Annotated in this window: 11 protein-coding genes; 2 read left to right on the top strand and 9 right to left on the bottom strand. The window is 65.4% G+C overall.

Annotation, left to right across the window (positions count from 1 at the left end; translation table 11 throughout):
* Window positions 1-22 precede the first annotated feature (22 nt).
* Window positions 23-646: a TetR/AcrR family transcriptional regulator gene (locus ACQPW1_RS14875; RefSeq protein ID WP_433663296.1), complete on the top strand. Its 624-nt coding sequence runs from the start codon at window positions 23-25 to the stop codon at window positions 644-646.
* On the opposite strand, the gene ACQPW1_RS14870 is transcribed toward ACQPW1_RS14875, so the two are convergent.
* On the bottom strand, window positions 647-2497 hold the full coding sequence (locus tag ACQPW1_RS14870) for an Eco57I restriction-modification methylase domain-containing protein (protein WP_433663295.1): 1851 nt from the start codon (window positions 2495-2497) through the stop codon (window positions 647-649). It abuts the gene before it with no gap.
* 163 nt (window positions 2498-2660) lie between these two features.
* On the opposite strand from ACQPW1_RS14870, the gene ACQPW1_RS14865 reads away from it, so the two are divergent.
* The gene (locus tag ACQPW1_RS14865; protein ID WP_433663294.1) at window positions 2661-3356 is read left to right on the top strand and encodes a nitroreductase; all 696 of its coding nucleotides are present in this window, start codon (window positions 2661-2663) and stop codon (window positions 3354-3356) included.
* Here the strand turns inward: ACQPW1_RS14865 and ACQPW1_RS14860 are convergent.
* From ACQPW1_RS14860 to aceE, 8 genes are all read right to left on the bottom strand, one after another.
* On the bottom strand, window positions 3329-3808 hold the full coding sequence (locus ACQPW1_RS14860; RefSeq protein ID WP_433663293.1) for a winged helix-turn-helix transcriptional regulator: 480 nt from the start codon (window positions 3806-3808) through the stop codon (window positions 3329-3331). The genes ACQPW1_RS14865 and ACQPW1_RS14860 overlap by 28 nt on opposite strands.
* A 160-nt stretch (window positions 3809-3968) precedes the next feature.
* Entirely contained in the window at window positions 3969-5375 is a 1407-nt protein-coding gene (dctA, locus tag ACQPW1_RS14855) for a C4-dicarboxylate transporter DctA (protein ID WP_433663292.1), read from the bottom strand.
* Window positions 5376-5618: 243 nt separating this feature from the next.
* Window positions 5619-7052, bottom strand: a complete 1434-nt coding sequence (locus tag ACQPW1_RS14850) for an acyl-CoA carboxylase subunit beta (protein WP_433663291.1) — start codon at window positions 7050-7052, stop codon at window positions 5619-5621.
* Window positions 7053-7176: 124 nt separating this feature from the next.
* Window positions 7177-8427, bottom strand: a complete 1251-nt coding sequence (locus tag ACQPW1_RS14845; protein WP_150408151.1) for a KasA/KasB family beta-ketoacyl-ACP synthase — start codon at window positions 8425-8427, stop codon at window positions 7177-7179.
* Between the two features lie 10 nt (window positions 8428-8437).
* A complete protein-coding gene (acpM, locus tag ACQPW1_RS14840) occupies window positions 8438-8737 on the bottom strand; it encodes a meromycolate extension acyl carrier protein AcpM (protein ID WP_150408150.1) in 300 nt (99 codons plus the stop codon).
* A 118-nt stretch (window positions 8738-8855) separates the two neighbouring features.
* Window positions 8856-9770 carry an ACP S-malonyltransferase gene (locus tag ACQPW1_RS14835; RefSeq protein ID WP_433663290.1) on the bottom strand — a complete coding sequence of 305 codons (915 nt, stop codon included), beginning with the start codon at window positions 9768-9770 and terminating at the stop codon, window positions 8856-8858.
* Window positions 9771-9897: 127 nt separating this feature from the next.
* Window positions 9898-11232, bottom strand: coding sequence for a PucR family transcriptional regulator (locus ACQPW1_RS14830; protein ID WP_433663289.1), 1335 nt, complete (start codon window positions 11230-11232; stop codon window positions 9898-9900).
* 11 nt (window positions 11233-11243) lie between these two features.
* Entirely contained in the window at window positions 11244-14150 is a 2907-nt protein-coding gene (gene aceE, locus ACQPW1_RS14825) for a pyruvate dehydrogenase (acetyl-transferring), homodimeric type (protein ID WP_433663288.1), read from the bottom strand.
* Window positions 14151-14230: the final 80 nt, after the last annotated feature.

The raw sequence follows: 14230 nt of genomic DNA, 5'->3' as shown, positions 1-14230 counted from the left end.
CGCGCGAACGACTGGAGACCAGATGCCAACTGTCCCGCCCATGCTGCAGCGCATCCTGGACAAGCCCGTCGCCGACGGCGAGAAACTCCTGGAAAGCGCGCTCTCGGCCTTCCTGGACTTCGGCATCAAGCGGACCAGCATGGGCGAGATCGCCCGCCGTGCAGGCATCAGCCCCGCCACCCTCTACCGCCGCTTCGAATCGAAGAACGAGCTGGTCGAGGCGGTGAGCGTGCGAGAAGCGCAGCGCTTTGTCGCGATGATCGACAAGCAGGTGCAGGCCGTCAACGGCACCGAGGACCAGCTGGTGGAGATCTTCGTCGCGTTCATCACCGCCATCGCGAACAACGAGCTGCTGCGCCGCCTGCTGCGCACCGAACCGGACCTGATTCTGCCCAGGCTGACCACCGACGCGGGCCCGATCCTCGCCGTCGGCCGCGGCTACCTGGCGGAGAAGCTGCGCGAACTGCGGGACACCGAGACCACGCACGACTTCGACGCCGACCTGGTCGCCGAGATCATGGCCCGCCTCGCGCTGTCGCTGGCCCTCACCCCCGACGGGCTCATCCCGGTCGCCGACCGGGACGCCGCGCGCGAGTTCGCCCGCCGGACCCTGCTGCCCATGGTGGGCGTGCACGTCATCGCATAGTCAGCTCGAGAGCAGCGACACCCCGAACGCCGCGGCCACCCGCTCATCGAGATCCGCCCGCGCCGCAACGTCCGGCACGCGGCCCTCGACGAACTCGCGGGCCAATTCGACAACGGCTGCCGCACGCGCCGATCCCGGATGCGGCAGCGGCAACCGCGATACGTACTGAGTGATCCACCGACGCCTGCCCGAGTACAGCCGGTTCCCACAAACCGCGTCATAGAACCGCAGTCCAAGCGCCGAATTCGCTACGCCCATCAGCAGATACGCGAGTCGTTCGGCATCGGCTGGGACCTCGGCCAGATCGGGCAGCGAAATCCAATAGCAGTCACCGTTCACCACCGCACCCGACCGATCGAGCGCGAACCTCGGCCGGTCACTGATATCCGGAAACACCACCTTCGGCTCACGCCACAGATGTGGCCGCTGCGGCACCCAGATCTCGAACCATTCCCGGCCACTCGGCCCGAGGTAGTGACGAGCCGCCAACGTATCCTTGTGCGCCCGCAGATACTCAGCGGCGCAGGGGAATTCGTTCAAATCGATCGGCGTGCGATTCGGCCGCGTCAAGTCGTAGGGATACAGCACACGAGTGTCGTGCGATCGAGCGATTCGCCACGGTTCGAGATCATGGTGAGTGATCAACTCGAGCAACAACTCCGGTTCCGGGGGCGGCTCGACATCACACCACCGGTCAGAGATAAACACCTTGTCAGCAGTCGTCTTGATACCCACCCGAATTCGAGCAACCTCACCGAACGTCCGCCAGGTCGACGCCGCGATACCACCGAGCCAAGAGTCCACCTCAGCATTCGACATCCGCCACGCAGTCTCCGGTTCCGCAGTGCGCCGCAAGGTCTTTCGGCGTCCGGACTGGTTAGGAGGGGACGGTCGCGCGAGGGTATATCTGAGTTGCGGTGACCCCTCGGCCGCCAGGCTCACACTCGTCCGATCAGGACCTAACACACGAACAGCCGTGGAAAACTCCTGCGCCCCTGGCGCTTTCCTTCCCGAACTCGTCTCATGCCCGGTCACCAGGGTGCCGACTTCAACCGCGAACGTCCGCCCGTGATGCGCGACAAGGCAGCCACACTCACCGGTCAGCGCGCCGAACAGATCTGCGTCCAAAGCGGTTTCGCCACTCTCGACCTCATACGCGGAGACATACCGACATTCGCCGCCGCCCGCGCCTCGAGTCGCGATGGTGATCGCGGGCAGCACTGCCGCCTCGAACAACTTGGTGTCCCCTAGGTCGTACAACTCGACCGGCGTCAGCTCGGCTAGCAGCAACCGGCGAATGTTCGCGCCTGCCTTGGTTGTCAAAAACCTGTTGGCACATAGCAACCCGAGTACGCCGCCGGGGCACAGGATTCGGGGTAGCGTCGCGACGAATGGATGTGTCAGGTCGATTCGCCCGCGCAATCCGAACTGCTTACTGAGTAGCTGTGCGGTCTCCCCGCCTAGCTGTTGCGTCCGTACATACGGTGGATTCGTGATCACGGCATCGAACGAACTCGCCGCGAGCTCCTCGGAGGCCGTTAGGAAGTCGCCGACGTGCCAGTCGATGCCGTTCCCTGCGGTCCGTGCTCGCGCCACCGCAAGAGCGGCCGCGTCGAGGTCGTACCCGGTCAACTCGACCTGGACCCCCGGTAGTCGCACCGCGGCCTCGTCCCGCAACGCGAACAGCAACTCCCCGTCACCGCACGCCGGATCGAGCACCCGCAGCACTCCGGATTCCGGCGGCGGCACGTGCATGAGCAGCCGTCCGGCCAGGAAACGCGCGAGCTCGGGCGGCGTGTAGTGCCTGCCGTGCCGCTTGCGATCCCGTGCGGCGGGGGCTCCGGACGCCATGCGGTGGATTCTGCCTTGTCAGCGCCTGGCATTCAGGGCAATGCGAGCACTGGCTCCTGCCCGCGACGACAACACCGCCAACAGAGCGAGGCGCAGCCGTTTCGCATCGCGACTTTCGCTGCTAACGTTCGGTCTCATAATGGAACTGAATCGAGGAGCGGGGATGACGACTGCTGATACGGCCACCGAGCAGTACACGGTGTTGGCCAAGGTGCTCGATGAACGGTGGACCTGTCGGCAGTTCCGAGCCGATCCGGTGCCGCGGGAGGTCATCGAGACCCTGCTGCGCCTGGCGCAGCGCACCGCCTCCTGGTGCAACACCCAGCCGTGGCAGGTCACGCTGACCGAAGGTGCAGGCACCGACCGGTTCCGCGAACAGTTGCTCGCCCACATCCAAACCGCAACGCCCGAACCGGATTTCCCGTTTCCGGCGCAGTACACCGGGGTGTTCCGCGACCGTCGGCGCGAGTGCGGCATGCAGCTGTACGACAGCGTCGGCATCAGCAAGGGCGACCACGAGAAGACGATGCGGCAGGCAGTACGCAACTTCGAACTGTTCGACGCACCGCACGTGGCGATCGTGACGACCGAAGCGGACCTCGGCGTCTACGGCGCCGTCGATTGCGGCCTCTACCTCGGCAACTTCCTGCTCGGCGCGCAAAGCCTCGGGCTGGGTGCGGCACCGCAGGCCGCGCTCGCGTCGTACGCGCCGTTCATCCGCGCCTACTTCGGCATACCGGACAATCGCCGGGTGGTCGCCGGAATCTCCTTCGGCTACCCGGACACCGAGCATCCGATCAACGGATTCCGCACCGCGCGCGAGAACCTGGATCAGGTAGCGACCTGGTTCACCGACTGATCCGCTTCGAGCAGGCCAGGTCCGGCCTCGGGCAGCACGTCACGTGCGGTGAGCTCCTTGCCGCACACGTCGCATTCGAGCGTCGTGTGCGCCTCGCCCGTGCAGCCCTCGTGGGTGTAGCGCACGGGCGGGCCGTCGGGCGCCATGTAGGCGTCGCCCCAGTCCCGGATGGCCATGAGGATCGGATAGATGTCGTGGCCCTTCTGGGTGAGCCGGTACTCCTCGTGCGCGCCGACCGCAGCCTTCTGCTTGACCAGGATCTCGTGCTCGATCAGCCGATCGAGCCGATCCTGCAGGCGGCTACGGGAGATGCCGAGCGCGCTCTGGAACCCGTTGAAGCGGCGGATTCCGGAGAACGCGAACTTCAGGATCAGCAGGGTCCAGCGGTCGCCGAAGATCACGAGCGGGCGCGTGATCGAGCACGGCACGTCGGCAAGTTCTTCGTAGCGCACTTCTCGATGCTACCGAGCAGGGCTTCGGTCGGAGCCGCTCATGACGCCGCCGGCTGAGCGAGTACTCCGACATCGGATCTGCATCGAGCACCTGCGCATCCCAACCTCGCGACGACGACGGTGGCGACGTAACTGCCGAGCGCGCTTCGCCAGCGGCCGTTCACGATGTCGCCTTCTCCAACGCGTACCCCGACATCGGATCGGCGTCCTCCAGCGGCGGGACATCCTCCCCGTCGAGCACCTTGCGCATCCGTTCGGTATCCAACTGGCCCTCCCATTTCGCGACAATGAAGGTCGCAACGCAGTTACCGAGCAGATTGACCGTGACGCGCATCGAGTCCATGATGCGGTCCGCACCGAGCAGCAGCGCGACCGCGGCCACCGGAATGGAGCCATGGCCTATCGCGGTGATGGTTGCCGAAAGCGCCAGGAACGACGAACCCGGCACTCCGGCCATACCTTTCGAGGTCAACATCAGCACCCCGACCGCGGTGATCTGCTCCCCCAGGCTCAGGTCGACCCCGAGCGCCTGCGCCAGAAACAGCACGCAGATCGACAGATACAGCGTCGCCCCGTCGAGATTGAACGAATAACCGGTCGGCACAACGAGTCCCGTGGTCGCCTTGGAACACCCCGCCTCGGTGAGCTTGATCATGATGCGCGGCAACACAACTTCGGTCGACGCGGTACCGAGCGCGAGGAACAGCTCATCCTTGATGTACCTGACGAACTTCCACAGATTCACCCCCGCGAACACCCGCGCCAACACCGCCAGGATCACCAGAAACAGCAGTGCCGCAAGGTAACAGCAGGCGATCAGCTTGCCGTAGCTGCCGAGCGAAGACAGCCCGTACTGGCCGACGATGTAGGCCATCGCCCCGAACGCGCCGAGCGGTGCCAGCCGCATGATCCAGCCGATCATGGTGAAGAAGATCCGCCCGATGTGATCGATCCCCTCGAGGATCACCGGTGGCGCTTGCTTACCCACTCCGCCGGCTGCCGTCCCCGAGCGTTCGCCGAACTTCGCCAACGCCAACCCGAACAGCACCGCGAAGAACAACACCTGCAACAGCGCGTTCTCCGCGAACGCCGAAACCACCGACGCCGGAATGATATTGAGCAGAAAGTCGACCGTGTGCGGCAGTTCACCGTTACCGGTCTTCTTCGCGATCTGCTCCGCACCGGTAGCCAGCGTCTGCGGATCGATATCGAACCCGGCCCCCGGCTTCACCAGATTCCCGACCACCAGCCCGAACAGCAGCGCGAACGTGGTGACCACCTCGAAGTAGATCAGCGCCTTCACCCCGATCCGCCCCACCGCCTTCATGTCCCCCACATGCGCGATCCCGAGCACCACGGTGCAGAAGATGATCGGCGCGATCACCATCCTGATCAGCTTGATGAACCCGTCCGCCAACGGCTTCAACTCCGCCCCGAACCCCGGCCAGCACGCCCCGACCACAATCCCCGCCACGATCGCCACCACCAGCTGCACGAACAACGACCGATACCACGGCGTCTTCCGCACGGTCGCCGTTGCAGCTGCGGAGTCGATCGTCACGCTCATCCGCGAACCGTACGAACCCGATGTATCGCACCTGTGTCCCCCATGTTGCCGCCCGAAAACCCCACACATATATCCCCTGCGCGCATCGAGTCGAGTCAAAAGGTCGCTAGTTGATCTAGTAGAGAAACCATTTGACTCGACTCGATGTCGCGCAGCAATAACCCTTGGATGTACGCCAAAGTTGTTGCTGAACAACGAAAGTGGGCCCCAGGAGTACCCAGGGCCCACTGTTCGGCGCTCAGATCAGAGCGGAATGTTCTTCAAGTGGCTGGCCCGCGACGGAGCGGCAGCCAACGCAGCAGCGATGATGCTGCGCGTCTTCGCCGGATCGATCACCTGGTCAACCACGCCGATCGCAACAGCACGCTCGACGCCACCAGCGATCCGCTCATGCTCAGCGGTGAGCCGCTCATGCAACGCTTCGCGCTCCTCTTCGGGCGCGGCGGCCAATGCCTTCTTGTGCAGAATGCCGACCGCAGCCTTGGCACCCATCACGGCAACCTCGGACCCGGGCCAGGCGTACACCGCGGTCGCGCCGAGCGAACGAGCGTTCATCGCAATGTAAGCGCCACCGTAGATCTTGCGAGTAACAAGAGTGACCCGAGGAACCCGAGCTTCAGCGAACGCGTGCAGCAACTTCGCACCGCGACGCACCACACCTTCCCACTCCATGCTGACCCCGGGCAGGTACCCCGGCACATCAGTGAGCACGATCAGCGGAATACCGAACGAGTTGCACAGCCGCACGAAACGCGCTGCCTTCTCGGCACTTTCGGAGTTGAGGCACCCACCGAGCCGAATCGGGTTGTTGGCGAGCACACCGACGGTGCGCCCGGCCAGCCGACCGAGACCGGTGACGATGCTGCGCGCGTAACCGCCCTGCAGCTCCTCGAACGAGCTTTCCCCGTCGACGTTGTCGAGCAGTTCGTGGATGATCGGCTTCACGTCGTAGGCGCGCTTGGCCGATTCCGGCAGCATCGCCTTGAGATCGACGTCGCCGTGCGCGGCCGCGACCAGGTCGAACTCGCCCTGCTCGGCGAACATCGACACCAGACGGCGCGCGCGGTGCACCGCGTCGGCCTCGTCATCGGCGACGATGTGGGTGACACCGGACTTCTTGCCGTGGGTGACAGGTCCGCCGAGGGTCGCCATGTCGACCTGCTCGCCGGTCACGCTGCGCACCACGTCGGGGCCGGTGACGAAGATGCGGCCCTCGGGGGCCATGATCACGATGTCGGTGAGTGCGGGACCGTAGGCGGCGCCACCTGCGGCGAAGCCGACGACCACGGAGATCTGCGGGACCAGGCCGGACGCGCGGACCATGGCCTCGAAGACCAGGCCGACGGCGTGCAGGGCCTCGACGCCCTCGGCCAGCCGAGCGCCGCCGGAGTGCCAGATGCCGACGATCGGAATGCCGGAGTCGATGGCGGTGTCGATCGCGTCGACGATGTGCTTGCAACCCTCGACGCCCATCGCGCCACCCATCACGGTGGCGTCGGAGCAGTAGGCCACGGTACGGACACCGTCGACCTCACCGATGGCGGCGAGCACACCGGACTTGTCACGCGGGTGCAGCGGAAGAATGGTGCCGGGATCGAAGAAGCGCTGCAGTCGACCGAGCGGATCGCGCGGATCCATCGCCGTCTCTTGTTGAAACGCGGGAGCAATGATGGTCATCGCGTTTTCTCCTCACCTGGATGAGTGCGCCGCTACCGCGGCTGCAAACGGTCGATCCCGGCGGAATTCGCCTGGTGGCTCATTCCGCCGGGATCGTTGTGCAGTCCGAATTCGATACGGGCGGCTATGCCCGACCGAAGGCGAGCGCGACGTTGTGCCCACCGAAACCGAAGGAGTTGTTGATCGCGTACTCGATCTCCTGACGGCGAGCTTCGCCGTGAACCACATCCAGATCGATCGCCGGATCCTGGTTCTCCAGGTTCAGCGTCGGCGGGACGATGCCGTCCCGGATGCTGAGCACAGTGAGTACGGACTCGAGCGCGCCGACGGCGCCGATCGAGTGTCCCAGTGCGGATTTCGGGGCGTAGACCGAAGCGTGCTTGCCAATCGCCAGGTTGATCGCGTTCGCCTCGGCGGTATCACCGATCGGCGTCGCGGTCGCGTGCGCGTTGACGTGAGTGATGTCCTTCGCGGTGAGACCAGCGGTCTGCAGCGCTCGGGTCATCGCACGTGCCGCGCCGACGCCATCGGGGGCGGGAGCGACGAGGTGGAAACCATCGGACGTGATACCGGCACCCAGCAGACGAGCATGGATGGTGGCACCGCGCGCCTTGGCGTGCTCCTCGGTCTCGACGACCATCAGCGCGCCCGCCTCACCGAAGACGAAACCGTCGCGGTCCTTGTCGAACGGACGCGAGGCACCCTTCGGATCGTCATTGCGGGTGCTCATGGCGCGCATCATGCTGAACGCCGCGATCGGCACCGCGTCGATGTAACCCTCGACACCACCGGTGACGACCATGTCGGCGTCGCCCATCACGATCATGCGCCATGCGTTGGCGATGGCCTCGGAGCCGGACGAGCATGCCGAGACCGGAGTGACCACTCCTGCCCTGGCCTTCAATTCGAGGCCGACAACGGCCGAAGGGCCGTTCGGCATGACCATCTGCACAGCCAACGGCGAAATCTTGCGATAGCCACCGCTCTTCAGCTTGTCCACCGAGTCGATGAGGGCGTCGCCGCCACCCAACCCGGTGCCGATGGCCACACCCAGCCGTTCCGGGTCGACCTCCGGGCTGCCCGCGTTACGCCAGACTTCGCGACCGAGCACGGTCGCGAGCTGCTCGACGTACGCCATGCGCCGGCACTCGACTCGGGTGAGCAGGGTCTCGGGCCGAACCTTCAGGTGACCGCCGATGCGGACCGGAAGATCGTATTCCTCGACGAAGGAGTCCTCGAGAACGTCGATACCGCTCTCGCCGTTGAGGAGTCCCTTCCACGTCGCATCGACATCACCAGCGATCGACGTGGTCGCCGCCAGGCTAGTGACGACGACGTTGGGGAAGTTCCCGTTCAAGGTGGAAGGAGTGGTCACAGTGTCAGCCCTACTCGGCGTCGAACTTGGCCTTGAGCTCCGCGGCGGCTTCGCTGTTCTCCGCCTCGAGCTTCTGGATGTAGCCGACAGCGTCGCCGACAGTCTTCAAGCTCGCCAGATCCTCATCCGGGATCTTCACGCCGTACTTGTCCTCGGTCTGCACCGCGATCTCGACCATGGACAGCGAGTCGATGTCCAGGTCATCGACGAAGGACTTCTCGATCGTCACCTCGGAGGGTTCGATACCCGTCACCTCTTCGATGATCTTGCCGAGTTCCTCGACGATTTGTTCCTGGGTCAGAGCGGCCACTTCGTGGCTCCCTTCTTGTTCTTTGTAGGGCGTGTACTGGTTTTTCGGATCGAGACGGCCGAAGGTTACGTCCGCTCGGTCACAACCGTGCATATCGATGCATGGCTGCGCAGGAAAGCTAGCCGGAGATGCTTACCCCGGCCAACGCGGGGAGGTCTTCCGGGGTCTTCAGGGCCAACGTGCGCGTGCCCTTCAGCTCCCGTTTCGCAATGCCGACCAGGGTGCCCGCCGGTGGCAACTCTGCCACCATGGAAACCTCTGCCTGCCTTACGGTTTCGGTGCACAGATCCCACCGGACGGGCCGGGTGACCTGGGCAGCAAGCTTGTTGATCGCGTCGCGACCCGAGGTAACCGGCTTACCGTCGAAGTTCGACAGCAACGTCCGGGTCGGGTTGTTCGGCACGATCTGCGATATGGCATCGGTCACAGCCTCCTGTGCCGGCGCCATGAACGCGGTGTGGAAAGCACCCGCGACGGGCAACGCGCGAATCCGCGCCTTCTCCGGCGGGTTCGCGGCGAGTTCCGCCAGCGCGTCCAACCGACCCGCGGCCACGATCTGGCCCGCCGCGTTGCGGTTGGCCGGAACGAGGTCGAGTTCCGCGAGCCGTGCGAGCACGGTGGCCTCATCGCCACCGAGCACCGCGGACATGCCGGTCGGTTCCAACGCGCACGCCTTGGCCATCTCCGCTCCGCGGATGGCGGCCAATCGAACCGCGTCATCCGGGGAGATGACCCCGGCGACAGCGGCGGCGGCGAGCTCACCGACCGAGTGCCCGGCGACGATGGTAGCGGCCGGAAGTGAATCCGTGGGGATTTCCGAGTAGGCCAGCAACGCGGCGGCCACGACGAGTGGCTGGGTCACTGCCGTATCGGTAATCTCCTCCGCCGTCGCGGTGGTGCCGAGGCGAACCAGGTCCAGGCCGGAGGCCATGGACCAGAGAATAAGCCGGTCAGTCGCGCCAGGGAGATCGAGCCAAGGCGCGAGCATGCCGGGAGTCTGGGACCCCTGTCCAGGGGCGAACAACGCGATCACTCCCTAAGAGAACACTGTGAGGTGCCCCGCCGGAGATGTCGACGCGAATGAAGCTTGCCCTCGCGTTTTGTGGGAGTCCCACAAAAGGTCACGTGGGTCGGTCGGATCGAACGTCCCACGAATTCCGTTACAGGCCCTCGCCACCCAATGTGAAATGAGAGGCCTCTGGGGTAGGTGTTGACGGTTCGTTACGGGTTCGTGTCAAACGACCCACTGTTGCGGCGATTCTGAGCACATACGCGTCTCGCGGATTCATCGGATCACGACCCGTGATTTCGGCAATCCGTTTGAGGCGGTAGCGAACAGTATTTGGATGGACGTACAACTGACGCGCGCACGTCTCGACGGCTCCACCGCAATCCAGATAGGCCTCGAGCGTGTCCGCCAGTGACGATCCCGCCGAGGCCAACGGAAGGACAAGATACTCGTTCAACGCGTCGATCGCAGCTCGATCGCCGAGCAAAGCGCGTTCCGGCAGCAATTCGGTCGCATGCACCGGGCGTGGCGCGCCGCGCCAGCCCACCACGGCCTCCATTCCGGCCAGCGCTTCGACCGCGCTGGCATGCGCGGCGCCCAGCGTGCGGGTGGTCGGACCGATCACGACCGGGCCATCGGAGAAGACCTCGGCCAGCAGATCCGCCAGGAATGGCGATATATAGGAAGAGTCGCCGAGGTGGCCACTCACCACCATCACCAGCCGAGTGCCCTGTACTACTGCCAGCGCGGCCCGGCCGTGCCTGGCCGCGATCGCGTGCACCGAGCCCACCGATGACACGCCCTGTTCGCCGGGCGGGGTGCCGACCAGCACGGTTGCCGGTGCGGTGGCGTCCCAGTTCAACGTGGCGGCCCGGGACAGCATGTCCGGACCCGTGTCACCACGCACCACGGCGTCGACGACCAGCGCCTCCAGCCGGGTGTCCCACGCGCCACGCGATTCGGCGGCGCTCGCGTACACCGAGGCGGCCGCGAAGCCGAGCTCACGCCCGTACCTCAACACCGCCTCGGTGAGCGCGACCAGCTGCCGGTCGTTGCGCGCGAGCGCGGGCAGCCACTGTTCGAAGAACTCCATGGCCACCCGGACCATGTCCACGGTCTGGCGCAGCGTCAACCGCCGCGCCAGATCCTGCGGGATCACCTGGAACGCGTCGAGGCTGAACCGGATGTCGCTATCCGGGTCCTGTAGCCATTCCAGGAAGTTCACCACCGCGGTCTGCACCAGCATCTGGACGCCCGCGCGCTGCGCGGCGTCCAGATCGGCGAAGAACGGCAACCGATCCTGCATCGACCCGACCGCCTCGGTAGAGAGACGGCCTGAGAACTGCTTCACGCGTTTGAGCAGCGTGTCCGGTAGTGGGTCGCGAGTTTGCCGGTTCGGGGAGAGCGCGCCCGTCGGCAGATACACCTCGTGCTCGGAAGAGCCTTCGGAGATCCGACGCGGCCGCGGCGGTTTACGGTCCACCATCCAATCGTCCGCTACTCGCCATCCCCATCGGAACTCGACGCGTTCTTCGGCGCGGCGTCGACGTCATCGATGCGGTACTTGCTTGCGGCCTCGATCACCTTGGCATTGTCGATCTTTCCGGCCTTTGCGAGGCCGGACAGCGCGGCTACCACGATCGATTGGGCGTCGACATTGAACACGCGGCGGGCGGCGGCCCTGGTGTCGGAGAAGCCGAAGCCGTCCGTGCCGAGTGTGATGAAGTCGCCGGGCACCCACTTGCGCACCTGGTCCGGTACCGCGCGCATCCAGTCCGTCGCGGCGACGAACGGGCCCTCGGCCCGCGACAGCGCCTGGGTGACGTACGGGGTGCCGTGGTCCTCGTCGGGGTAACGCAGTGCGGCGATCTCCCGCTGCAATGCCTCCTTGCGGAGTTCGCCCCACGAGGTCACCGACCAGACATCGGCCTGCACGCCCCAGTCCTCGGCAAGCAGCGCCTGCGCGCGCAGGCCGTCCGGCACGGTGACGCCGGAGACCAGGATCTGGGCTCGCACGTTGCCGTCGCCGCCGGGCTTGTAGAGGTAGATGCCCTTGAGCAGACCGGCGATGTCGACGCCTTCCGGCTCGGCCGGCTGCTGGTACGGCTCGTTGTAGAGGGTGATGTAGTAGAAAATGTCCTCGCCGCCGAAACCGCCGTCCGCCTTGCGGGTATCGGTCCCCGGCAGCGCGTACGGACCCGGTTCCGGGGTGCCGCCGCCGTACATCCGACGCAGGCCGTCCCGGATGATGTGCGCGATCTCGAAGGAGAACGCCGGATCGTAGGTGACCACAGCCGGATTGGTGGAGGCGAGCAACAGCGAGTGTCCGTCGTTGTGCTGCAGACCCTCACCGGTCAACGTGGTTCGCCCGGCGGTTGCTCCGAGCACGAAACCACGCGCCAGTTGGTCCGCCGCGGCCCACAGACCGTCGCCGGTGCGCTGGAAACCGAACATCGAGTAGAAGATGTACAGCGGGATCATCGGCTCGCCGTGCGTCGAGTACGAGGTGCCCACCGCGGTGAACGACGCGGTCGATCCGGCCTCATTGATGCCCTCGTGCAGGATCTGCCCGATCGAGCTCTCTTTGTAGGCAAGCATCAACTCGGCGTCGACCGATGTGTACAACTGGCCGTTGCGGTTGTAGATCTTCAACGAAGGGAACCACGAGTCCATACCGAAGGTACGGGCCTCGTCGGGGATGATCGGGACGATCCGCTTGCCGATCTCCTTGTCCCGCAGCAGCTCCTTCATCAGCCGCACCAGCGCCATCGTGGTGGCCACGCTCTGCTTGCCCGAGCCCTTGCGCACCGACTTGTACGCCTCGTCGCCGGGAAGTTGCAGCGGCTTTGCTGTGGTGCGTCGTTCGGGCAGGAACCCGCCGAGCGCCTTGCGGCGATCCAGCATGTACTGGATCTCGCGTGACTCCATGCCCGGGTGGTAGTACGGGGGCAGGTACGGATCCTTCTCCAACTGCTCGTCGGTGATCGGAATCCGTTGCAGGTCACGGAAATCCTTGAGGTCCTGCAGCGTCAGCTTCTTCATCTGGTGCGTGGCGTTGCGGCCCTCGAAGTGCTTGCCGAGGGTGTAGCCCTTGATGGTCTTGGCCAGGATCACCGTCGGCTGACCCTTGTGTGCCATCGCGGCCGCGTAGGCGGCGTACACCTTGCGGTAGTCGTGGCCGCCGCGCTTGAGGTTCCAGATGTCCTGATCGGACAAGTCCTGCACCAGCGCCTTGGTGCGCGGGTCACGGCCGAAGAAGTGGTCGCGAACGTAGGCGCCGTCGTTGGCCTTGTAGGTCTGGTAGTCGCCGTCGGCCGTGGTGTTCATCAGATTCACCAGCGCGCCATCGCGATCCGCGCCGAGCAGCGCGTCCCACTCCCGGCCCCAGATCACCTTGATGACGTTCCAGCCCGCACCGCGGAAGAACGACTCCAGCTCCTGAATGATCTTGCCGTTGCCGCGCACCGGACCGTCCAGCCGCTGCAGGTTGCAGTTGACCACGAAGGTCAGGTTGTCCAGGCCCTCCAGCGCCGCGACGTGCGCGAGACCGCGCGATTCCGGCTCGTCCATCTCACCGTCGCCGAGGAACGCCCACACGTGCTGATCGGAGGTGTCCTTGATGCCGCGGTCGTGCAGGTAGTGATTGAACCGCGCCTGATAGATGGCGTTCATCGGGCCGAGACCCATGGAAACCGTGGGGAATTCCCAGAAGTCCGACATCAGCCGCGGGTGCGGGTACGACGGCACCCCGTGGCCCGGGCCGCCGTGGCTGTACTCCTGCCGGAAGCCGTCGAGCCGGTCGGTGCCGAGCCTGCCCTCGAGGAAGGCGCGCGCGTAGATGCCCGGCGAGGCATGCCCCTGGATGAAGATCGAATCGCCGCCGCCGGAGTGATCCTTGCCGCGGAAGAAGTGGTTGAAGCCGACCTCGTACAGCGCCGCCGAGGACGCGTAGGTCGAAATATGGCCGCCGACACCGATTCCCGGGCGCTGCGCGCGATGCACCATGATCGCGGCGTTCCAGCGGATCCAGGCGCGGAAGCGCCGTTCCACCTCTTCGTCGCCGGGGAACCACGGCTCATTTTCGGTGGGGATGGTGTTGACGTAATCGGTAGACGTCAACGCGGGGATGGCGACACGGCGTTCACCGGCCCGCTCCAGCAGACGGAGCATGAGGTAACGCGCTCGGCCGGGGCCCTCACGGTCGAGCATCTCATCGAACGACTCGAGCCATTCGCTGGTTTCCTCCGGGTCGATGTCCGGTAGGTAGGACGCCACCCCTTCGCGGATAACCCGCACGCGCTCGGTCGGCTGGGCTTGCGTTCCGTTCGGATCGCGGCCGGCCGGAGCGGCGGACTCGGATCCAGCGGGTTGCGCTGGAGCGGAAGAGTGGATCAGGTCGGTCAAATCTGCTCCTCGTACAGGGGTGGACATGCGGATAGCGTCGGTATCCCTGAGCGGTGGCGCGTGGGTTTGCGTACCACTCG

The organism is Nocardia sp. CA-128927 (genome assembly GCF_050955855.1).
GTDB lineage: Bacteria > Actinomycetota > Actinomycetes > Mycobacteriales > Mycobacteriaceae > Nocardia.
This window is presented reverse-complemented; position numbering and strand designations above follow the sequence as displayed.